Source organism: Pseudomonas sp. GW821-FHT07F05, from assembly GCF_059418765.1.
Genome location: NZ_JBWKQL010000008.1, coordinates 1 through 20204, shown reverse-complemented (window position 1 = coordinate 20204; position 20204 = coordinate 1). Strand labels below are relative to the sequence as shown.

The following is a 20204-nucleotide window of genomic DNA, read 5'->3' as shown; positions in this document are numbered from 1 at the left end:
TCCGGTCATCCTGTCACCGCATCATGCGCAGGGCTCGCTGCCGAATCCCTCGGATCGCAGCGTGACCCTGCCAGTCACCGCGATCGCCAACTGATAGCGGCTGGCGGGTGCGTCTTTGAGGCACACCGCCAGGGTGCCGTTGGCGTTGTTCAGCAGCCGCCCCGTGTTATCAAAACCAATCCGCGCAGCTACTTTGCTGTTGCCGACGACCCTGACATTTCGGTGGCTGGCGAACTCGGCCAGAGAAAGCTCGCCCTCGTCCCTGGACTGGTTGCGGTTGCTGTCAACGAACACATTCCAGCCTCGGCTCCAGTCATTGTCCAGCGCCTGCATCACCACCGGCTGACTGCGCAGAATCGCCTCCGTGCGAGCCATTCGCAGCCCACTGGCCAGTTGCTGAGCCGTGTCCTGACGGCGTTGAGAATCGATCAGTTGCCCGAAGGCGGGGATCGCCAGCGTGGCGACGATGCCGACAATTACCAACCCTGCCAGCAGTTCAATCAGCGTCAATCCTTGCTGTTTCACGAGCGTCTTCCGTTGAATGCGGCGCTCAAGCAAACACCCGCTTGGCCGCGCTGACAACCGGTTCGATTGTCAGCCGGTATGTCCGCAAGCCGCCGTTACACATCCTCCGGGCAAACCGCCGCGCATCGGCTTCACTGGTGGCTGCACAGCGGATGGCAGAGGTGGACGATGCGAGGGAAGACGATGCAATCAGGGATGACATTGATCGAAGTGCTGGTCGCATTGCTGATCTTCAGCGTTGGTCTATTGGGCGTGGCGATGTTGCAGCTCAACGCCCTGAAATACACCGACAGCTCGATGCGCAGCATGCACGTCAGCTTCATCGCCCATGACCTGTTCGAGCGCATCCGCGCCAATCCGGGGACCAGTTACGCGCTGGCTTCGCTGAGTCAGGCGCCTACTTCCGGCAGTCTCGCCGTGCCCCGCCAGCAAGACCTGTACGACTTCGCGACGCAGTTGAAACGCGCAGTCGGTGACGATGCCGAGGCATCGATTGCGGTGGCAGGATCGAGCGTGAACCTTACATTGAAGTGGGACGATTCCCGTGCCAGCCAGGAGCTTGCGGACAAGCAAACACTTACGCTGACCGCCGATGTCGCTGCCGAGCGGGGCGCACGGCCATGAAGACTCTGGAGAGGGGCTTTGGCCTCGTCGAAGTCATGTTGGCGTTGGTTCTGGGGTTGGTGATGTCGCTGGCCTTGGCGCAGATATTTGTCAGTTCAAAGAGCAGTTATGCGAGTCAGACATCGTCCGCCAGCCTGCAGGAAGACGCACGATTCGTGCTCAGCAAAATGGTCCAGGAAGTGCAGCTGGTAGGGATGTTCGGCTGTTTGGGGAAGGTCGAAGACGCCAGCGTCAGTAATGGTTTCTCCAGGGCGTTTGAAGACCCCATCACGTGGGACGCCAATTCGCACACTCTGACCCTCGCCACGGCCGGAACCGGGGAGGGCGGCGGCTGGTCGACCTGGGTCATTCACACCGACTGCATTTCATCCGCCACCGCGTACTCCAACGGCCGGGCGCCTCGACTTGCCGTGGGTGAGACCGCTATGCCGATTCACCGGCAGGTCTATCGCTTCAACAAGGCGCGCAATGAGCTGTCGCTGAACGGCCAGCCTCTGGTCAGCAACGTGCGTGCGTTCAGCGTGTTGTTTGGCGTCGCCGGATCCATCAACGACCGCCCCATCTCGCGGTACGCCGCCACTGCCGACCCCTCCCTCATCCGCAGCGTGCGATTGACCCTGACCCTGTTCGACCCCGCAGGCCGGGCGCAGGAACAAACCGTCGACGTTGTCGCCGCCATCCGTAACCGGCTGGGGTGAGCGCATGAACATGAACGCACAACGTGGGGCGGTGTTGATCGTCAGTCTGGTGTTCCTGCTGTTGTTGACCCTGCTGGCAACATCGTCGATGCAAAACGCCACGCTCCAGGAAAAAGTGGCCGGCACGCTAAAGCTGCGCGATGCGTCGTTTCAGTCCGCCGAGACAGCGCTGCGCATTGCGGAAGCGAAAATCGTGGCACCGGGTTTTTCCCTGCCAGCTTGTTCGTCGCCAGCCAAATGTGTGCCACCGCCTGAAGCGTTGACCCTTTCCAGCAGCGGAACGGGCGCGGCGTCGGGCGTGGATTGGGTCGCGACGCGAGGTGGTTTTTACGGCATTCAGCATGTTGGCCAAACCGACCAGCCGGCCGGAGGCGCAGACGGTCAGTTTTGGAACTTGTATCGCGTGACGGCTGTTGGCATCGAGGGCGACTCACGCACCGTGCTCGAAAGCATCCACACCCAAGAGCGTCGCGTGATGTGGCGGCAGCGGCAATGAACAGAGCAACCGCAGGCTTCACCCTGATTGAACTGCTGATTGCCATCGCCATCGTCGCGATTCTCGCCGCCGTCGCGTACCCGCAGTACAGCGAATACACCCGTAAAACTCGCCGCTCCGAGATCGCCGGGGTGCTGGTTGAAGAGGCGCAGAAGCTGGAGCGGTTTCATTCGCGGGCAGGGCAGTACTCGGACGTCAGCGGGCCGCCGGCGTTCAGTCATGAGGTGTCGGTGGGGAATGCGTTTTATCGGATAGGGGCTGAGCGCAAGGAGCGGACATTTACGCTGACCGCGTCGCCGATTGGCGGCGGGGTGATGGGAGGGGATGCCTGCGGCAGCTTTGTGCTGGAACACACCGGCAGGCGCGACAATCTTGGAATGTCCGGGGCTGCCAGTGTGGCGGGGTGTTGGGGGCGGTGAGATGACCTAGATCGGCTACGGCGCCGCGCGTCAGGGCGTTCGTCCGCCGAAAACAGCCACACATCCCCCCGGCAAATATTGAAACAACCGGTTGCTATATAGTTTCTCCATTAAGGAGAGATTAAATGGCTAAAGGGTGTCGGGGTTTTACGCTGGTCGAGTTGCTGGTGACCATCACGTTGGTCGGCATTCTTGCTGCGATCGCCATTCCCAGTTTCAGTACTGCCATCCAGAATTCCAAGGCCGACACCGAGGTAAGCGACTTCCAGCGTTTCCTTAATTACGCCCGGCAACAGGCTATAAACAGCGGCACTGTCATCCGTGTAACACCATCGGTGGCGGGCACTGCCTGGAATACTCAGCTGAGTGCCATTGATCCTGCGGCAACGGCGCCGATTCCCATTCTGCGAGTTTTGCCAGCGATGGACTCTGCATCAGTGCTGGCAGTGAGCGGAAATCCTACTGCGATCGACTTCAACAACCTGGGGGGGTTGGCCGCACCGGTGCCGACGGCGGCCGCTGCCGTAAGCATCACCTACACACGCGGCACCATCACCCGAGTGATCAACATATGCCTGAGCGGCCGTATCGTATTGGGTGGATGCTGATGAGCGAACGGATGGATTATAAGCAACAAGGCACGACGCTTATTGAAGTGCTGGTCTCCCTGCTTGTTCTGGCCATTGGGCTGTTAGGTGCGGCAGCGCTCCAGTTGAATGCGCTGAAATACACTGACAGTTCAAGGACGAGCAGCCAGGCCAGCTTTATTGCGTACGACATGATGGATCGCATACGCGCCAATCCGGATGCTGACTACAAGTTGGCTTCTCTGGCGGCAGTCACCTGGGGGCCCGACCTGAATACTCCGCGCACGCAGGACCTCTACGACTTCAAGAGCAATATCCAAAGTCTCGACCCCGTCACCGGGGATGGGACGATTACGATTGACCCGATTGATAAGAGGCTGGTCACCATTACCGTGACCTGGATTGATGCCCGGGCCGCCAACACGGCAAATACGTTGCAGACCTTTACTGTGAAGAGTCGTGTGGCGATAGACGCGAAGGTGACTCAATGAAGCACCGCGCCAAAGGCTTCGGTCTGATCGAGATCATGATCTCGCTACTATTGGGTCTGCTCATTGTGGCGGGCGTTATTCAGATTTTCATTTCAGCCAAAAATACTTATCTTTCGCAGAACGCCTCGGCCGTTATGCAGGAGGATGCGCGTTTCATCCTCACCAAGATGGCCCAGGAGATACGCATGGTGGGGATGTTCGGCTGCCTGGCGACGGTCACTGATGCCAGTGCCAAGGCTGACTTCAAGGCCGCGCAGGCAACTCCAATCCAGTGGGACAACGCTACGACGAAGCTCACGCTGGTGACAGCGGATGTGGGAAACAACGGCGGTGCTCCAACCTGGACCATTGTCTCTGACTGCAAATCTGGAGCGACTGCTACCACCGGGGCGGCAACGCCCACCGCCAATCAGCTAGCGTTTCCGATACGTCAGCTTGTTTACCAGTTTGCGAATAAGCAAATACTTCTGGGGGGGGCTGTCATCGTCAATAACGTGAACAATTTCTCGGTCATGTTCGGCACTGCCAATACGGCTTCGGACACAACCGTTACGGGATACACAGCGACGCCTGCCAACACGAATCTAATACGCAGCGTGCGGCTGACCCTGGAGATGACAGACGCAACCGGTCGGGTTAAGAACCAGACGTTCAGCGTTCTCACCGCTTTACGTAACCGTCTCTATTAGGTGTGGCCATCGTGAACGCAGCTAAATTTAAAACAGCTCAACGTACCGGGCCCCGCGAGCGCGGAATGGCGCTTATCGTCAGTCTAGTGTTTCTGCTCCTACTGACGTTGATCGGAATTTCGTCAATGCAGAACGCGACGCTTCAGGAAAAGATGTCGGGTAGCGTCAAGTTTCGTAACGAGTCCTTTCAGATCGCAGAGGCGGCTGTACGTATTGGGGAGTCTGCGGTTCAAGCGAATAATTACAAACTGGCGACCTGTACTAAATGTGCTCCACCTGCGGATGCAACGATCGTGTCCGTAGCGGGTACCAACGCTGCAACTGGAGTGACTTGGTCTGCGATGACAGGAGGCTTTTGGGCTGTGCAGAAGATCGCGACAACGAAAGACCCGGTCAACATCAATTCTGTCGGTTGGGATGAGAGCAGATCGTGGACGCTTTATCGCATCACAGGCGTTGGCATCTCTGGTAACTCGCGAACTGTAGTGGAAAGCATCTATGCCAAACGTTGAGTGGTATCGCAGAGCAAGGCTTTATCTGGGCAGGTTTTTGATAGGCGTATTGCTAGGGCTTTACGGCTCGGCCACGGCCTACGCTGCGTTCGTACCCTCTGACTCTCCATTGTTGACCGCTGGGTCGGTGACGCCCAACGTTATGCTGTTGGTAGATGACTCCGGCAGTATGAACAGCATCATCTGGGCCTCGGGGTTTGATCCCAATGCGGACCAGTTACAGGTGTACAACTGTAGTTCGGATTTCAGCTGCGGCAACGTCAACGCCTTGGACATGACTGACACGAACTTTTTTGTAGGGAATCTGCGGGCAGGGGGATGCTCCTCCGGTTACGACGGTTTTTATAAAGTCTCGACTCGTAGCGTCGTTTGTCTCAAATTGCCCGACCCCGTGGGAAACGGGAATACTCGGTATACCACCGCTTATATCAGCTACTTGATTTCTGCGACGTCTGCATCCAGAAAAGACTACACAGATGGAACGGTCCCCAACGATTACCGAATCAACGTCGCTCGGACGGTGTCCGCCGCGCTAGTCGCCAGCAACCGAAATCTGCGAATAGGCTTGGCTACCTTCAATCCACCGACGTCCGGAAACCCTGGGCCCGGGGGCAATATCGCCAGAGCGATTAGCGACTTATCACAGACCACTTCCACAACGTCCAGCCAAGCCACCACCAACTACAACGCACTGATTTCTTCTATCAACGGCCTCGCAGCAATTGCCAACACGCCGTTGGCTGAAACGTACTATGAGGTGACTCGCTACTTTCGTGGGATGGCGCCGTACTACAACTCAACGCCTGCCACCTACACCAGCCCTATTCAGTACCGTTGCCAGCGCAACTATGGGGTTGTGATCACCGACGGTCTGCCGACTTACGACCGGACTTTTCCAACCAATGATCCATTAGGCGGTGCCAACCTGCCCAACTGGGATGGCAAGAATAATGACGGTGACAACCTCAATGGCGATGGTGAGGGTGACACGCTCTACCTGGACGATATCGCAAAATTCGCCTACGACATCGACATGCGAACGGGCGGGACCGATGCCGCAGGCAAGAGCTGGGACGCTGCAGACTTCACCAAACAGAACATGTTTACGTACACAGTCGGATTTACAGCAGCCAATGCAATGCTCTCCGACGCTGCCGCGTACGGGAAAGGAATTTACTATCAAGCTACGGACAGCGCCGGTCTCAACACTGCATTATCCGCTGCTCTGAACGACATCACCTCCCGCGCAGGAACCGGGGGAGGGGCGGCTTCAAACTCGGCCTCATTGTCGAGTACATCTGTATTTTTCCAGACCCAATACGACCCTACTGACTGGCGCGGGACGATCAAGGCTTTGGCCATTGGAACTGACGGAACCGTCAACACCGCGGTGCCTAACTGGTCCACCGACAAACAGATCGTCCCAGGCATCACCGCTACTTATGAGTCCTGGAACTCGCTGACCAGCAGCGTCATCGCGCTGTCTTATTCGAGCTTCGCACCCCTGCAGCAGGTCGCTCTCAGCGCAAACCTGCCCAGCGGGGTCTCAGGTGCAGACTTGGTGGAATGGAGTAAAGGGACGAACAAGACAGGTTTGAAAACAAGAACTGTATTGCTCGGTGATGTGATCAATTCAACCCTGGCTTATGCGTCACCCACGGATACTCCCGCGTCAGACCCTGCCTCTGATAACAGCTACTCCACGTATGTCGATATCAAATCAAACTCAATGAACCCCAATCTCGTGGTGAATGCCAACGATGGATTGGTAAACGTGATCGATCCATCAACGGGTAACAGACGCTATGGGTATATGCCATCAACCGTTCTGACGAACCTGCATTACGTTGCTGATCCAAACTACATCAATGGCGTATCTCACAAATTTTTGATGGATGGTCAAATCTCGATCGTAGATGTCCAGTTTGCTTCTTCCTGGAAAACTCTGGCTCTTGGGGGGGCGGGCTCGGGTGGTAAGGGGTTTTACGCACTTCAGCTATTCAACGCCGGTGCCTCGAATACGGTAAAAGCACTCTGGGACATCAGCAGTCTTACCACAGGGTTTGCCAATTTGGGCTATGCCTACGCCAAGCCGGAGGTCGCTCAGTTGCCAGATGGTCGATGGGCGGCGTTCATTTCCAACGGCTACGGCAGCACCAACGGCGTGGCGTCACTCTTTGTCGTCGATGTCAGCAACGGGGCGCTGATAAGAGAGATCACCGTCGATACCTCAGGCAACAACGGATTGTCCTCAGTCAAGTTACGTGTCAATGCCCAGAGTGTCGTTCAGTACGCCTACGGCGGCGATTTGAAAGGGCAGATGTGGAAGTTTGACTTCACAGGGCAGACCGCATCCAGCTGGAAGGTAGGATTGGGGGGAACGCCTCTGTTCACTGCATCAGGCGGGGCGAATCAGCCGATCACGGCTCAGCCGGTCGTAGGTAATAACCCGAACGGCGGCAAGATGGTTTATTTTGGGACAGGAAAATTGCTCGAGGCGGCGGATAAAACCACGACCGCGACCCAGGCATTTTATGCGGTGTGGGACAACGACGGCACGAGTGCCAACTACCACGAAAGCGATCTCGTGGCGCAATCCATCAATGGGGTTTCCAGCGTAGCGTCGGGGCAGGCATTTACCACCACCCAGAATGACGTCAACTACGCAGCCAAGAAGGGGTTTTATCTTCCGCTCATCTATAACAGCGTCGCGACGGGTGAGCGAGTTATCTATGCTGCCGTACTCGCGTTCGGTCGCGTTCAGTTCACCACTGCGATTGTGGACACTACGGATCCTTGCTCAAGTTCAGGCTCCGGCAGGTTCGCGGACCTGGATGCGTTGAGCGGGAGGATGCTCAGCTATCCGGTTCTGGATACAAACGGTGATGGGCAGGTCAACAGTGCTGACGCTAATTCAAGCGGCTTCCTGATAAGTGGCGGCGTGCCTACGGCTGTTGGGCTTGATAAAGATAACGGTAACCAAGCCATTGTTCTGGGCGGTCTGGCTACTCCTCCGACATTGAACGAACTGGGCGGGGTCTCAAACCGGCGCATCATGTGGAGACAGACGAGATGAGGAAGGCAGAATGACTGGCAGTAAAACGAAGGGATTCACGCTTATAGAGCTGATGATCGTGGTGGCGATTGTGGGGATTCTCGCGGCGATTGCGTATCCCAGTTATACCGAATACGTACGGCGCACTCATCGTACCGAGATTGCCGGGTTGCTCATGGAGCAGAGCCAGATTCTGGAACGCGCTTTCACCAAAACCGGTAGTTATCTGAACGTGCCAGTCGCTGGCAATGCTTGGTACAACGTTGCCTATGTATCTTCGACGCCTGCTGGTATGGATTTCACGCTGACAGCAACACCCGTCCCCACCGCTATGATGAATGGCGACAAGTGCGGCAGCTTCCAGATCACCAACACCGGCCTCAGAACCAACCCCGGTCTTGCTGCGGGCACCACCACCACAAGCTGTTGGGGCCGTTGAATCCATGCACCTGAGCAAGTCGTGGCCGCTGTGCTAAATCAAAACATAGTCATCATCGGAGGCGGCGTCATCGGCCTCCTGACCGCCTTCAACCTCGCCTCCAAAGTCCGAAGCGTAACGCTGCTCGACCGCTCGGAAGTCGGCCAGGAATCCTCCTGGGCCGGCGGCGGCATCGTGTCGCCGCTCTACCCGTGGCGCTACAGCCCGGCCGTAACGGCACTCTCGCACTGGTCGCAGGATTTTTATCCGCAGCTCGCCGAGCGCTTGCTGGCAATGACTGGCATAGACCCGCAAGTGCACAAAACCGGCCTGTATTGGCTGGACCTGGACGACGAAGCCGAAGCGCTCGAGTGGGCGGCGCTTATGAATCGTCCGCTGACGTCGGTGGATATTTCCGCGGTATACGATGCCGTCCCCGTCATGGGTGGCGGCTATGCACGTGCAGTGCACATGGCCGACGTCGCCAACGTGCGCAACCCGCGTCTGGTCAAGTCGCTCAAGGCGGCACTGCTGGCGTTGCCCAACGTGGTGATTCGTGAGCACTGCCAGGTCATCGACTTCGTGCGCGAAGGTGATCGCGTGCTGGGCGTCACGACGGAAGAGGGCGATGTGCTCGGGGACAGCGTGGTGCTGGCGGCGGGCGCATGGAGCGGTGAGCTGCTGGGCAAACTGGGGCTGGCGCTGCCCGTCGAACCGGTTAAAGGGCAGATGATCCTCTACAAGTGCGCCGCCGACTTTCTGCCGAGCATGATCCTCGCCAAAGGCCGTTACGCCATCCCCCGGCGTGACGGACATATCCTCATCGGCAGCACGCTCGAATACGAAGGTTTTGATAAGACACCCACTGAAAATGCTCTGGAAAGCCTGAAAGCTTCGGCGATCGAACTGATTCCAGCGTTGGCGGATGCGCATGTGGTCGGGCACTGGGCAGGGCTGCGGCCGGGATCGCCTGACGGCATTCCTTTCATCGGCCCTGTGCCGAATCATCAAGGCTTGTGGCTCAACTGCGGCCACTACCGCAACGGCTTGGTGCTGGCGCCGGCGTCGTGTCAGTTACTGACGGATTTGCTGGTGGGGGAAAGGCCGATTATTGATGCGGCGCCTTATGCGCCAGAGGGGAGACTGAAACCATGAGCGGCCATCTCCGACGCCAGTAGGCCTCGAAGTGCTTCGGTACTCGTGAGTAGCTCCGCGAGCAGCGCATCATCGATATCCATGTAGCCTTCGTATTCAGCGAGGTTTCTGCGCTCGTGGCAAAGCGCAAAGAGCCTTACCCGCACTTTATCCAGATTCAGCGTGTGTGGAAGGCACTGAAACACGAGATAGCGGCGGTCTGACCGGTATCCTTTCAGGCGCATTGCCGCCAGCGCCAGTGCGTGTGCAGCGTTATAGGCCAGATCAAAACGGCTGGCGTATGAAAGCGCGGAATTATGAGCGTCCAACAGCCTATCAAGCGCCGAGCGGACCAGTCCGATACATTCGTTCTTGTCAGCAGGCTCGGCTTTCAATCCGCCGGTACGTACCAAGTTCGCCAAAGGCTCGTTGCCCATTCCATAGGTTCTCCCTAATCGCTTCCGATGATGTCGATCTTTTCCTGCTCTGCCACTCGGGTCACAAAGCTGTTGCCGGTGGCGAGCTTCGCTTTCCAGTCCGACGGCGTGTAGAGCGTCGGGTTGATGGGTCTGCCCAGCATCTCTTCGAGCGGGATCATACGCTCCATCACTTCGCTGTAGCTGACGCCTTCACCGATCAGCATCAGATCTATGTCGCTGGATGTGTTTGCGGTCCCTTTCGCAACCGAGCCGTAAATAAACGCTCGCTGAATCTGGTCTGCGAAAGGCAACAACTCCACTCGGAGGTGATCGGCGATGCCGAATGTTTTGCGCACAAGGCCAACCAGTTCGGGGTACACCGGACTTTCAGAATTCGCCTGATAATGGATTTGGTTGCCTTGGCGGGTTGCGGTCAGCAAACCTGCTGAGTGCAATTTCTCCAGCTCACGAGTTGTGCTGCCTTTGCCGACCTGGGCCCAGCGACTGATTTCGTTGGTATAGAAACTCCGCTCCGGAGTGCCGAAGAGCAGGCCCAGCACTCGTTGCTGAGTCGTGGTGAAGAGCGCATCGCCGATGTTCATAGGGATTTGTCTGGATAAGTCCCAAAAAGGGAACGATAGGTCCCTTTTTGGGACTTATCAAGCGTACGTCGTCGAATCCATCACTCCAACCCCAACTTCTTCAACCGATAGCGCATCGACCTGAAGGTCAAATTCAAACGCTGCGCGGCCGCCGTGCGATTCCAGCGGGTTTCTTCCAGCGCTTGCAGGATGAGCTTGCGTTCGATGCTTTCCAGATAGTCTTCCAGATTATCGATGTCGGCCAGGCTCGGGCCGTCTTGCTCGGTGGGGCGTGACGGCTCGGCCAGGCGCAGGTCTGCGGTGTTGATCTGATCGTCTTCGCACAGCGTGTACGCCCGTTCGAGCATGTTTTCCAGCTCGCGCACATTGCCAGGAAAACGATAGCCCTTGAGCGCCGCCAGCGCATGGGGCGGGAGGAGGGTGGCAGGCTCGCCGGCGGATTCAGTCAGGCGACGCAGCACGCTGTTGGCGATCTCTTCGATGTCTTCGCGGCGCTCGCGCAAGGGCGGTACGCGGAGCTCGATGACGTTCAGCCGGTAGTACAAATCCTGACGGAAACGCCCGGCCGCCACTTCCTGATTGAGGTCCTTGTGGGTGGCACACAGCACGCGAACGTCAACCACTTGCTCCTGCTGGCCGCCGATGGCGCGAACGGATTTTTCCTGGATCGCGCGGAGCAGTTTCACTTGCATCGCCAGCGGCAGGTCAGCGACTTCATCGAGAAACAGCGTCCCACCATTGGCGACCTGAAACAGCCCGGGTTTGTCTTCGTGGGCGCCGGTGAAGCTGCCTTTGCGGTGCCCGAAGAATTCGCTTTCCATAAGCTCTGACGGGATTGCGCCACAGTTGACCGGCACGAACGGCTGCTCGGCGCGCGGGCCTTGCTCATGAATCAACCGGGCTACCAGTTCTTTGCCGCTGCCCGATTCGCCGCTGATGTAAATCGGCGCCTGGCTGCGGGCCAGTTTGGCGATTTGCTTGCGCAGCGCCTGCATCGGTGGCGAGCTGCCGAGCAGGCGGTTATCGATGCGGTTGTCTTCAGCAGGCGCAATACGCAGGCGCAGAGCGCTCGTCACTAGCTCACGCAATCTCGTCAGGTCGACGGGCTTGGTCAGAAAATCGAACGCGCCGGCTTTCAGGGCATGGATCGCTGTGTCGAGGCTGCCGTGGGCGGTGATCATCGCCACCGGCACCTGGTTGTGGCGCTTTTGAATGTGCTGCACCAGCTCCAGGCCATTCCCATCGGGCAGGCGCATGTCGGTCAGGCACAGGTCGAACGCTTCGCGGGCCAGCCACTCTTGGGCTTCCTTGACGTTTCGCGCGCTGCGGGTGTCTAGCTTCATTCGTCCGAGCGTGATTTCCAGCAACTCACGAATGTCCGGCTCATCGTCGACGATCAGAATTTTTTGCCGTGGGCTCATGTTCAGCTCAGCTTGAACGGATGGGCGAAGGTAATTCGCATGCAGCTTCCGCCACCTTCCCGTGGTGTGTAATTGAGGCTCGCCTGATTGCTTTCGCACAGTTCGCGCGACAGGTACAGGCCCAGGCCGGTTCCTTTGCTTTCGGTGGTGAAGAAGGGCTCGAAGATTTTCGCGAGATGCTCTTCGGCAACGCCCGGCCCGTCGTCAAGAACTTCCAGCGTCGGCAGTTCGCTGAACGGGGCTTGAAACAACCTTAGCCAAACTTGCGCGTGTGCGTGCAGTTGGCCGCTGTAGCGCAAACCGTTTTGCACCAGATTGCTCATCACTTGCTGCAACTGTTCCGCGTCCATCTGCGTACTGAGCACGCCTGCGCCGATGTCCAGATGCACGCTTTGCCCCGCCGTCAGCTCATCGCGAAGGTTGCGGACGAACGCCTCGAGCCACTGCTTGAGGTCGAGCAGGTGGGGCTCGGTCTGACGTCGACGAGACAACTGCAGAACGTTCTCGATCACCAGATTCATCCGCCGCGATTGATCGTGAATGATCTGACTGAGACGCCGGTCCGGAACGGTCAGTTCCTCGGATTCCAGCTGCAGTTGGGCGGCATGACTGATGGCGCCCAGCGGGTTGCGGATCTCGTGGGCGATACCGGCGGTCAGTCTGCCCAGCGCGGCCAGTTTGAGCTGCTGGGCCTGTTGGGAAATCTGCGACAGGTCATCGAGAAATACCAACGTATGGCGATGACTGCCGCGCGCCAGGGCGATGAACCCCGGACGCAGCACCGGGCCAATGGCCGAGGTGGTGATGCTGCGCGGTGCCATGGACGGGTTGGCCATCCACTGACCCAGGCGCTCGACCAACTGCGGCGAGTAAACATCGATGATTTCGCCCAGCAGGCGCTCGTGGCCCAGCAGATTCAGCGCGCTCTGGTTGGCCAGCAGCACCTTGTGATCTTCGTCGAGCACCAAAATGCCGGTCCGCATGCGCTGCAGGATCAATGCGTTGAGCTCTTCAAGGTTGTCGACGTCAGCGGCGCGACGTTCGGCGATGTCTTCGCTGAGCTGCAGCCGGCGTGAGAGGGCCTGGACCAGCAGGGCCGCCGCAAAGCACAGCGCACCCAGCGAGCCGGCCTGCACGAAATGATTGGCCGCTGAAGGCTTGTGATAGCTGATGTAGAAGGTCAGGTAAATGATGCCGATGGCTGACAGCGCGGCAATCAGCAGCCCGGTTCGTTTGCGCAGCAGCACATTGCTGATCGCCACCGACGCAATGATCAGGTTGCCAATGCCGCTCGGCGCCCCGCCCCCGGCATAGAACAGCGCCGCCAGCATCAGCGTGTCAGCCATGGCCAGGGAGAACAGTTGCCCTTGGCGGCTTGGGCGTTCGAGCAGCACCACGACGAGGATGTTGAACACCAGATACAGCCAGCAGCCGATCCGGAACAGCTCGATATCGGCCAGCTCCAGCAGTTCGGCATCCAGGCTGCTGGAGATCAGCAGCACAAGCAGCACGCCGATGCTCAGACGATAGAGGTGATACAGCCGCAGGATGCGTTGTGCCTGAGGCGTGGTCAGCGAAAGGCTGTCAGCGGTCACGTGCAGCGGGACCCTGCAAACGGTGCGCTTCGGTGCAATACCATTGCTGATTCTGGCTCAGCGCGCGATCGCGAGGGACGTGCACGCCACATTGCGCGCAACGCACCATGGGCGCAGCGTCGACTTCCGGCGTTGCGGGTTTCGGGCGTGGGGCAGGGCCTTTGGTCAGGCGTTTGAAAAACCAGATGGCCGCCACGATCAGGGCGATCCACATAATCAAGCGAATCATGTCTGTCAGCTTATGAAGTGAAGAGCGCGCAGTGTAGCCAAGCGGGTGTCGGGCGCACAGTCATCTCCATCGCCGGATGCTGTCGGAAAACGGTCAGGCATGAAAAAAGGCCCCGAAGGGCCTTTTTCAGCTGACGCTTGGCAGGGACTGAATCAGTCGAACAGGCCAAAGGTCATGTAGCTGAAGATCGAGCGGCTTTTCGGCGTGCCGTCGTCGTCATTGTTTTTCTTCTCTTCGTCAGCCGACTGGTTCTCAGGCAACAGGTCTGCAGGGATGGCTTCCTTGGCGTCCTGGTACTGCTTGATCACGTCCTGGTTGGCGCGGGTTTGTCCTGGCGGCAGCGGCGGACGGCTTTCGATCAGGCCCAGAGTGGCCTTGGACAGCCACGAGCGGTTGTCGGCTTCTGCCGTGCGCGCTTCGAACTTCCCGTCCACCAGTTGCGGGTGATCCGGGTAGTTGGTTTTCAGGACTTGCAGGCTGGTGTCAGCCAGGTCGTCCAGGTGCAGACGCTGATAGGCCTCGACCATGACCGCCAGGCCGTCACCGACCGATGGGGTTTCCTGGAAGTTTTCAACCACATAACGGCCGCGGTTGGCGGCTGCGACGTAGGCCTGACGGGTCAGGTAGTAGTCGGCAACGTGGATCTCGTAGGCCGCCAGCAGGTTGCGCAGGTAAATCATGCGCTGCTTGGCGTCAGGAGCGTAGCGGCTGTTCGGGTAACGGCTGGTCAGCTGAGCAAACTCGTTGTACGAATCGCGAGCGGCGCCCGGGTCACGCTTGGTCTGATCCAGCGGCAGGAAGCGGGCGATGATGCCGACGTCCTGGTCGAACGAGGTCAGGCCCTTGAGGTAATAGGCGTAGTCAACGTTCGGGTGTTGCGGGTGCAGACGAATGAAACGCTCTGCCGCCGACTTGGCAGCTTCGGGCTCGCCATTCTTGTAGTTGGCGTAGATCAGCTCGAGTTGCGCCTGGTCAGCGTAGCGACCGAACGGATAACGCGACTCCAGCGCCTTGAGCTTCTCGGTGGCGCTGTTATAGCTGTTGTTGTCCAGATCGGCCTGCGCCTGCTGGTACAGCTCGACTTCACTGAGGTTTTCGTCGATGACTTCTTTCTTCGAAGAACAGGCAACAGTAAGTCCGAGGATGGCTATCAGCAGCAGGTGTTTCACTTGCATGGCGGCTTGCGTCCCTATAACGGCCTGCTGTCTTGCGCAGGACCGTCCTGTTATGATGGGCGCCCCGTGGAACCCCCGGGACAAAAGACGCCGTATTTAACCACAAGCGCACAGCCGAAACCAAAGGCCAGTGCCACCTCCTAGTTTGAGCATGTCTGAGATCATAGAACTCCGCGCAGAGGTGCCGTCCGAATTGGGCGGTCAACGCCTCGACCAAGTCGCCGCCCAACTATTCGCAGAGCACTCGCGCTCGCGCCTTTCCGCCTGGATCAAAGACGGTCGCCTGACTGTGGACGGAGGCGCGTTGCGCCCGCGTGACATCGTGCATGGCGGCGCCGTTCTGCTCCTCAAAGCCGAGCAGGAAGCCCAGGGCGAGTGGATCGCGCAGGACATCGAGCTCGACATCGTCTACGAAGACGACCAGATCTTGGTGATCAACAAGCCGTCCGGTCTGGTTGTGCATCCGGCAGCGGGTCACGCCGACGGCACCCTGCTCAATGCCTTGCTGCACCATGTGCCGGACATCATCAATGTCCCGCGTGCCGGCATCGTGCACCGCCTGGACAAGGACACCACCGGCCTGATGGTGGTCGCCAAGACCATTCAGGCGCAGACGCAACTGGTCACCCAACTTCAGAATCGCAGCGTCAGCCGCATTTATGAGTGCATCGTCATCGGCGTGGTGACCTCTGGCGGCAAGATCAACGCACCGATCGGTCGTCATGGTCAGCAGCGTCAGCGCATGGCGGTCATGGAAGGCGGCAAGCCTGCCGTCAGTCATTACCGGGTTCTGGAGCGTTTCCGTTCGCACACCCACGTGCGGGTCAAGCTGGAAACCGGGCGTACCCACCAGATCCGTGTGCACATGGCCCACATCAACTTCCCGCTGGTCGGCGACCCTGCCTACGGCGGTCGTTTCCGGATCCCGCCTGCGGCCAGTGTCACCATGGTCGAATCGCTGAAACATTTCCCGCGTCAGGCGCTGCATGCGCGTTTCCTCGAACTGGATCATCCGACGACCGGTAAGCGCATGAGCTGGGAATCGCCGCTGCCAGACGACTTTGTCTGGTTGCTGACGCTGCTCAAGCAAGACCGCGAAGCGTTCATCGGATGACTGAGGGTTTGACGGACTGGCTGATTCCCGACTGGCCTGCGCCGGCGGGTGTCAAAGCGTGCGTCACGACGCGATCGGGCGGAGTCAGTGCGGCGCCGTTCGACAGCTTCAATCTGGGCGATCACGTTGACGACGATCCAGCGGCCGTTGCGCACAACCGTTCCTCACTGACCTCGCGCCTGAATATCCAGCCTGCATGGTTGAAGCAGGTTCATGGCGTCAACGTGGTCGAGGCCGCGCCGGCAGAAGTGCTTGAGGCTGATGCCAGTTGGAGCAAAACCCCGGGCGTGGCCTGCACCATCATGACGGCCGATTGCTTGCCGGCACTGTTCTGCAATAAAGCGGGCACTCAGGTTGCCGCCGCACATGCGGGCTGGCGCGGTCTTGCGGCGGGTGTGCTTGAGGCGACGGTGCACAGTTTTGCCGATGCGCCCTCCGACATCCTGGTCTGGCTCGGTCCTGCCATCGGGCCGCAGGCATTCGAAGTCGGTCCCGAAGTGCGCGAAGCCTTCATGGCGACGCACCCCCAGACGGCCGATGCGTTCGTGCCGAGCGCCAACGCTGGCAAGTTCATGGCCGATATCTACCAGTTGGCTCGCCTGCGTCTGGCCGCCCACGGCGTGACAGCGGTGTATGGCGGCGGCCTCTCAACCTACAACGATGAGCGATTCTTCTCCTATCGCCGTGGCGCACGCACCGGACGGTTCGCCTCGCTTGTCTGGCTCGAAGCCCGGTAGCCTCCGCGCTCCCGCACTAATTCCTTCTGAATTCCTTCCTTCAAGCTAATGTTGATCCATGTCAACCCGTCAGCGCTTGAATCCTGCCTAATCGGCCGCATGTAAAGAACCATCTGGCAGGTTTTCTTTATTAGGTGTGTTCATTACTCCGGCCTGCCCATTTAGGAAGGTGACCCATGCGTATTGACCGTTTAACCAGCAAATTGCAACTCGCTCTTTCAGATTCTCAATCACTGGCGGTGGGCCTGGACCATCCGGCCATCGAGCCTGCGCACTTGATGCAGGCGCTGCTTGAACAGCAGGGCGGTTCGATCAAGCCTTTGTTGCTGCAAGTGGGCTTCGACATCAATAGCCTGCGCACCGCGCTGACCAAAGAGCTTGACCAACTGCCGAAGATCCAGAACCCGACTGGCGACGTGAACATGTCGCAGGATCTGGCGCGCCTGTTGAATCAGGCCGATCGTCTGGCTCAGCAAAAAGGCGATCAGTTCATCTCCAGCGAGCTGGTGTTGCTCGCCGCCATGGACGAGAACAGCAAGCTCGGCAAGCTGCTGCTCGGCCAGGGTGTCAGCAAGAAAGCCCTGGAAAACGCCATCAGCAACCTGCGTGGCGGCGATGCTGTCAACGACCCGAACGCGGAAGAATCCCGTCAGGCGCTGGACAAGTACACCGTCGACCTGACCAAGCGCGCCGAGGAAGGCAAGCTTGACCCGGTGATTGGCCGAGACGATGAGATCCGTCGGACCATCCAGGTGCTGCAACGCCGGACCAAGAACAACCCGGTATTGATCGGTGAGCCCGGCGTGGGTAAAACCGCCATCGCCGAAGGCCTTGCTCAGCGCATCATCAACGGCGAAGTGCCGGACGGCTTGCGTGGCAAGCGTCTGCTGTCCCTGGACATGGGCGCGCTGATCGCGGGCGCCAAGTTCCGTGGCGAGTTTGAAGAGCGCCTGAAAGGCCTGCTCAATGAACTATCGAAGCAGGAAGGGCAGATCATTCTGTTCATCGACGAACTGCACACCATGGTCGGTGCCGGCAAGGCCGAAGGCTCGATGGACGCCGGCAACATGCTCAAGCCGGCGCTGGCCCGTGGCGAGCTGCATTGCGTGGGCGCCACGACGCTCAATGAGTACCGCCAATATATAGAGAAGGACGCCGCTCTCGAACGTCGCTTCCAGAAAGTGCTGGTGGATGAACCGAGTGAAGAAGACACCATCGCCATCCTGCGCGGCTTGAAAGAGCGCTATGAGGTTCACCACAAGGTGGCGATCACCGACGGCGCGATCATTGCGGCGGCCAAACTCAGCCATCGCTACATCACCGATCGGCAGCTGCCGGACAAGGCTATCGACCTGATCGACGAAGCGGCCAGCCGCATTCGTATGGAGATCGACTCCAAGCCGGAAGTGCTCGACCGTCTTGAGCGTCGCCTGATCCAGTTGAAGGTAGAAGCGCAGGCGCTGAAGAAGGAAGACGACGAGGCCGCGATCAAGCGCCTGGAAAAACTCCAGGAAGAGATCCAGCGCCTTGAGCGGGAGTACGCCGACCTCGAAGAAATCTGGACTTCCGAAAAAGCTGAAGTGACCGGCTCTGCGCAGATTCAGCAGAAGATCGAGCAGTCTCGCCAGGAACTGGAAGCGGCGCGGCGTAAGGGTGACCTCAACCGCATGGCTGAATTGCAGTACGGCGTGATTCCCGATCTGGAGCGCAGCCTGCAGATGGTCGACCAGCACGGCAAGCCGGAGAACCAGCTGCTGCGCAGCAAGGTGACCGAGGAAGAGATTGCCGAAGTCGTGTCCAAGTGGACGGGCATTCCGGTGTCGAAGATGCTCGAAGGCGAGCGTGACAAGCTGCTGAAAATGGAAGAGCTGCTGCACCAGCGCGTGATCGGGCAGAACGAAGCGGTCGTCGCGGTGGCCAACGCTGTGCGCCGGTCGCGTGCCGGGCTGTCGGACCCTAACCGCCCGAGCGGCTCGTTCATGTTCCTCGGCCCAACCGGTGTGGGTAAGACCGAGCTGTGCAAGGCGCTGGCGGAGTTCCTGTTCGACACCGAAGAGGCGATGGTGCGGATCGATATGTCCGAGTTCATGGAGAAGCATTCCGTGGCTCGTCTGATCGGCGCGCCCCCTGGCTATGTCGGTTACGAAGAGGGTGGCTATCTGACCGAAGCGGTACGCCGCAAGCCTTACTCGGTCATCCTGCTGGACGAAGTCGAGAAAGCGCACCCGGACGTCTTCAACGTCCTGCTGCAAGTGCTCGAAGACGGGCGTTTGACCGACAGTCACGGGCGTACGGTGGATTTCCGTAATACCGTGATCGTCATGACCTCCAACCTGGGCTCGGCTCGCATTCAGGAGCTGGTGGGCGATCGGGAAGGGCAGCGCGCAGCGGTCATGGATGCGCTCACCACGCACTTCCGTCCGGAGTTCATCAACCGGGTCGACGAAGTGGTGATCTTCGAACCGCTGGCTCGCGACCAGATCGCCGGCATCACCGAGATCCAGTTGGGCCGTCTGCGTCAGCGTCTGGCGGAGCGCGATCTGCGCCTGGAACTGTCCACCGAGGCGATGGACAAGCTGATCGCCGTCGGCTACGACCCTGTGTACGGCGCGCGTCCGCTCAAACGAGCGATCCAGCGCTGGATCGAAAACCCGCTGGCTCAGTTGATCCTGTCGGGTGGCTTCATGCCCGGCACCAGCATCAGAGGCACGGTGCAGGACGACGAGATCGTCTTCGGCTGATCTCCGCTTCTATATAGAGGCGCAGAAGGGCTCTCCTGGTGGGAGCCCTTTTTTATGCGCCGTGATTTATTCACTGAACCGCAGGATTTTCGGGGGCTTGAGGACGATCCACAAAAAAATCGCAAATCATTGTCTTGAAAGCAATTTAGAGGGTTGACAGGTGTTTCTGGAAATGTAGAATAGCGCGCCTCAGAGACGTGAACGCAGCGATGCAAACAGGTCGAAGAGGCTGAAAATGCAGTAGGTTCAGTGAGGTAAGTGCCAGATTCGTCTGGTGAAGATTTACTGAATTTGTTGTGTTGAAGCGCGTCAAACGCTGCATCTGAAATTGATAGATTTGAAAAGATCGTTCCGTGATAGCTCAGTCGGTAGAGCAAATGACTGTTAATCATTGGGTCCCAGGTTCGAGTCCTGGTCACGGAGCCAATTTCAAGAAGTAGTACCGTCGGGGTATAGCGCAGTCCGGTAGCGCGCCTGCTTTGGGAGCAGGATGTCAGGAGTTCGAATCCCCTTACCCCGACCA

Annotated in this window: 21 protein-coding genes and 2 tRNA genes; 16 read left to right on the top strand and 7 right to left on the bottom strand. The window is 58.8% G+C overall.

Annotated elements, in window-relative coordinates; all coding sequences use genetic code 11:
- Positions 1 to 21: 21 nt before the first annotated feature.
- Positions 22 to 525, bottom strand: a complete 504-nt coding sequence (locus AC07RO_RS17030) for a GspH/FimT family pseudopilin (RefSeq protein ID WP_495086633.1) — start codon at positions 523 to 525, stop codon at positions 22 to 24.
- A 168-nt stretch (positions 526 to 693) separates the two neighbouring features.
- Here AC07RO_RS17030 and pilV (AC07RO_RS17025) point away from each other — a divergent pair, with 168 nt between their 5' ends.
- The 11 genes from pilV (AC07RO_RS17025) (at position 694) to thiO (ending at position 9669) form a co-directional block, all read left to right on the top strand.
- Positions 694 to 1149, top strand: coding sequence for a type IV pilus modification protein PilV (gene pilV, locus AC07RO_RS17025; protein ID WP_495086632.1), 456 nt, complete (start codon positions 694 to 696; stop codon positions 1147 to 1149).
- Positions 1146 to 1847, top strand: a complete 702-nt coding sequence (locus AC07RO_RS17020; protein WP_495086631.1) for a PilW family protein — start codon at positions 1146 to 1148, stop codon at positions 1845 to 1847. The genes pilV (AC07RO_RS17025) and AC07RO_RS17020 overlap by 4 nt, the downstream gene beginning before the upstream one ends.
- Positions 1848 to 1857: 10 nt before the next feature.
- Positions 1858 to 2343, top strand: a complete 486-nt coding sequence (locus tag AC07RO_RS17015) for a pilus assembly PilX family protein (protein ID WP_495086630.1) — start codon at positions 1858 to 1860, stop codon at positions 2341 to 2343.
- A complete protein-coding gene (locus AC07RO_RS17010) occupies positions 2340 to 2762 on the top strand; it encodes a type IV pilin protein (protein ID WP_463582025.1) in 423 nt (140 codons plus the stop codon). The genes AC07RO_RS17015 and AC07RO_RS17010 overlap by 4 nt, the downstream gene beginning before the upstream one ends.
- 125 nt (positions 2763 to 2887) lie before the next feature.
- Positions 2888 to 3370: a GspH/FimT family pseudopilin gene (locus AC07RO_RS17005; protein ID WP_346629266.1), complete on the top strand. Its 483-nt coding sequence runs from the start codon at positions 2888 to 2890 to the stop codon at positions 3368 to 3370.
- Complete coding sequence (pilV, locus tag AC07RO_RS17000) at positions 3370 to 3840, top strand: type IV pilus modification protein PilV (protein WP_495086629.1); 471 nt, start codon at positions 3370 to 3372, stop codon at positions 3838 to 3840. Before AC07RO_RS17005 ends, pilV (AC07RO_RS17000) begins: the two co-directional genes overlap by 1 nt.
- The gene (locus AC07RO_RS16995; protein ID WP_495086628.1) at positions 3837 to 4529 is read left to right on the top strand and encodes a PilW family protein; all 693 of its coding nucleotides are present in this window, start codon (positions 3837 to 3839) and stop codon (positions 4527 to 4529) included. The genes pilV (AC07RO_RS17000) and AC07RO_RS16995 overlap by 4 nt, the downstream gene beginning before the upstream one ends.
- Before the next feature lie 65 nt (positions 4530 to 4594).
- Positions 4595 to 5041, top strand: coding sequence for a pilus assembly PilX family protein (locus tag AC07RO_RS16990; RefSeq protein WP_495086731.1), 447 nt, complete (start codon positions 4595 to 4597; stop codon positions 5039 to 5041).
- Positions 5028 to 8117, top strand: a complete 3090-nt coding sequence (locus AC07RO_RS16985; protein ID WP_495086627.1) for a pilus assembly protein — start codon at positions 5028 to 5030, stop codon at positions 8115 to 8117. The genes AC07RO_RS16990 and AC07RO_RS16985 overlap by 14 nt, the downstream gene beginning before the upstream one ends.
- Positions 8118 to 8127: 10 nt before the next feature.
- Positions 8128 to 8535 (top strand): type IV pilin protein, encoded by a 408-nt coding sequence (locus AC07RO_RS16980; protein WP_495086626.1) that lies wholly within the window; start codon positions 8128 to 8130, stop codon positions 8533 to 8535.
- A gap of 30 nt (positions 8536 to 8565) precedes the next feature.
- Positions 8566 to 9669: a glycine oxidase ThiO gene (gene thiO / locus AC07RO_RS16975; protein ID WP_495086730.1), complete on the top strand. Its 1104-nt coding sequence runs from the start codon at positions 8566 to 8568 to the stop codon at positions 9667 to 9669.
- Here thiO and AC07RO_RS16970 read toward each other — a convergent pair.
- From AC07RO_RS16970 to AC07RO_RS16945, 6 genes are all read right to left on the bottom strand, one after another.
- The gene (locus AC07RO_RS16970) at positions 9639 to 10085 is read right to left on the bottom strand and encodes a hypothetical protein (protein WP_192173382.1); all 447 of its coding nucleotides are present in this window, start codon (positions 10083 to 10085) and stop codon (positions 9639 to 9641) included. The two genes, thiO and AC07RO_RS16970, sit on opposite strands and share 31 nt — an antisense overlap.
- Before the next feature lie 14 nt (positions 10086 to 10099).
- Entirely contained in the window at positions 10100 to 10669 is a 570-nt protein-coding gene (locus AC07RO_RS16965; protein ID WP_346629263.1) for a nucleotidyltransferase domain-containing protein, read from the bottom strand.
- A gap of 80 nt (positions 10670 to 10749) precedes the next feature.
- Positions 10750 to 12090 carry a sigma-54-dependent transcriptional regulator gene (locus AC07RO_RS16960; protein ID WP_192173380.1) on the bottom strand — a complete coding sequence of 447 codons (1341 nt, stop codon included), beginning with the start codon at positions 12088 to 12090 and terminating at the stop codon, positions 10750 to 10752.
- Between the two features lie 2 nt (positions 12091 to 12092).
- The gene (locus tag AC07RO_RS16955; protein ID WP_346626757.1) at positions 12093 to 13685 is read right to left on the bottom strand and encodes a two-component system sensor histidine kinase NtrB; all 1593 of its coding nucleotides are present in this window, start codon (positions 13683 to 13685) and stop codon (positions 12093 to 12095) included.
- Positions 13675 to 13914 carry a PP0621 family protein gene (locus AC07RO_RS16950; protein ID WP_346626756.1) on the bottom strand — a complete coding sequence of 80 codons (240 nt, stop codon included), beginning with the start codon at positions 13912 to 13914 and terminating at the stop codon, positions 13675 to 13677. Before AC07RO_RS16950 ends, AC07RO_RS16955 begins: the two co-directional genes overlap by 11 nt.
- Positions 13915 to 14066: 152 nt before the next feature.
- Complete coding sequence (locus AC07RO_RS16945) at positions 14067 to 15089, bottom strand: outer membrane protein assembly factor BamD (protein WP_192173378.1); 1023 nt, start codon at positions 15087 to 15089, stop codon at positions 14067 to 14069.
- A gap of 151 nt (positions 15090 to 15240) precedes the next feature.
- Here AC07RO_RS16945 and rluD point away from each other — a divergent pair, with 151 nt between their 5' ends.
- From rluD to AC07RO_RS16920, 5 genes are all read left to right on the top strand, one after another.
- The gene (rluD, locus tag AC07RO_RS16940; protein ID WP_065987655.1) at positions 15241 to 16203 is read left to right on the top strand and encodes a 23S rRNA pseudouridine(1911/1915/1917) synthase RluD; all 963 of its coding nucleotides are present in this window, start codon (positions 15241 to 15243) and stop codon (positions 16201 to 16203) included.
- A gap of 8 nt (positions 16204 to 16211) precedes the next feature.
- Positions 16212 to 16940, top strand: coding sequence for a peptidoglycan editing factor PgeF (pgeF, locus tag AC07RO_RS16935; RefSeq protein WP_495086729.1), 729 nt, complete (start codon positions 16212 to 16214; stop codon positions 16938 to 16940).
- Positions 16941 to 17116: 176 nt separating this feature from the next.
- Positions 17117 to 19681 carry an ATP-dependent chaperone ClpB gene (gene clpB / locus AC07RO_RS16930; RefSeq protein WP_282367068.1) on the top strand — a complete coding sequence of 855 codons (2565 nt, stop codon included), beginning with the start codon at positions 17117 to 17119 and terminating at the stop codon, positions 19679 to 19681.
- A gap of 350 nt (positions 19682 to 20031) precedes the next feature.
- A tRNA-Asn gene (locus AC07RO_RS16925) sits at positions 20032 to 20107 on the top strand.
- A gap of 20 nt (positions 20108 to 20127) precedes the next feature.
- A tRNA-Pro gene (locus AC07RO_RS16920) sits at positions 20128 to 20204 on the top strand.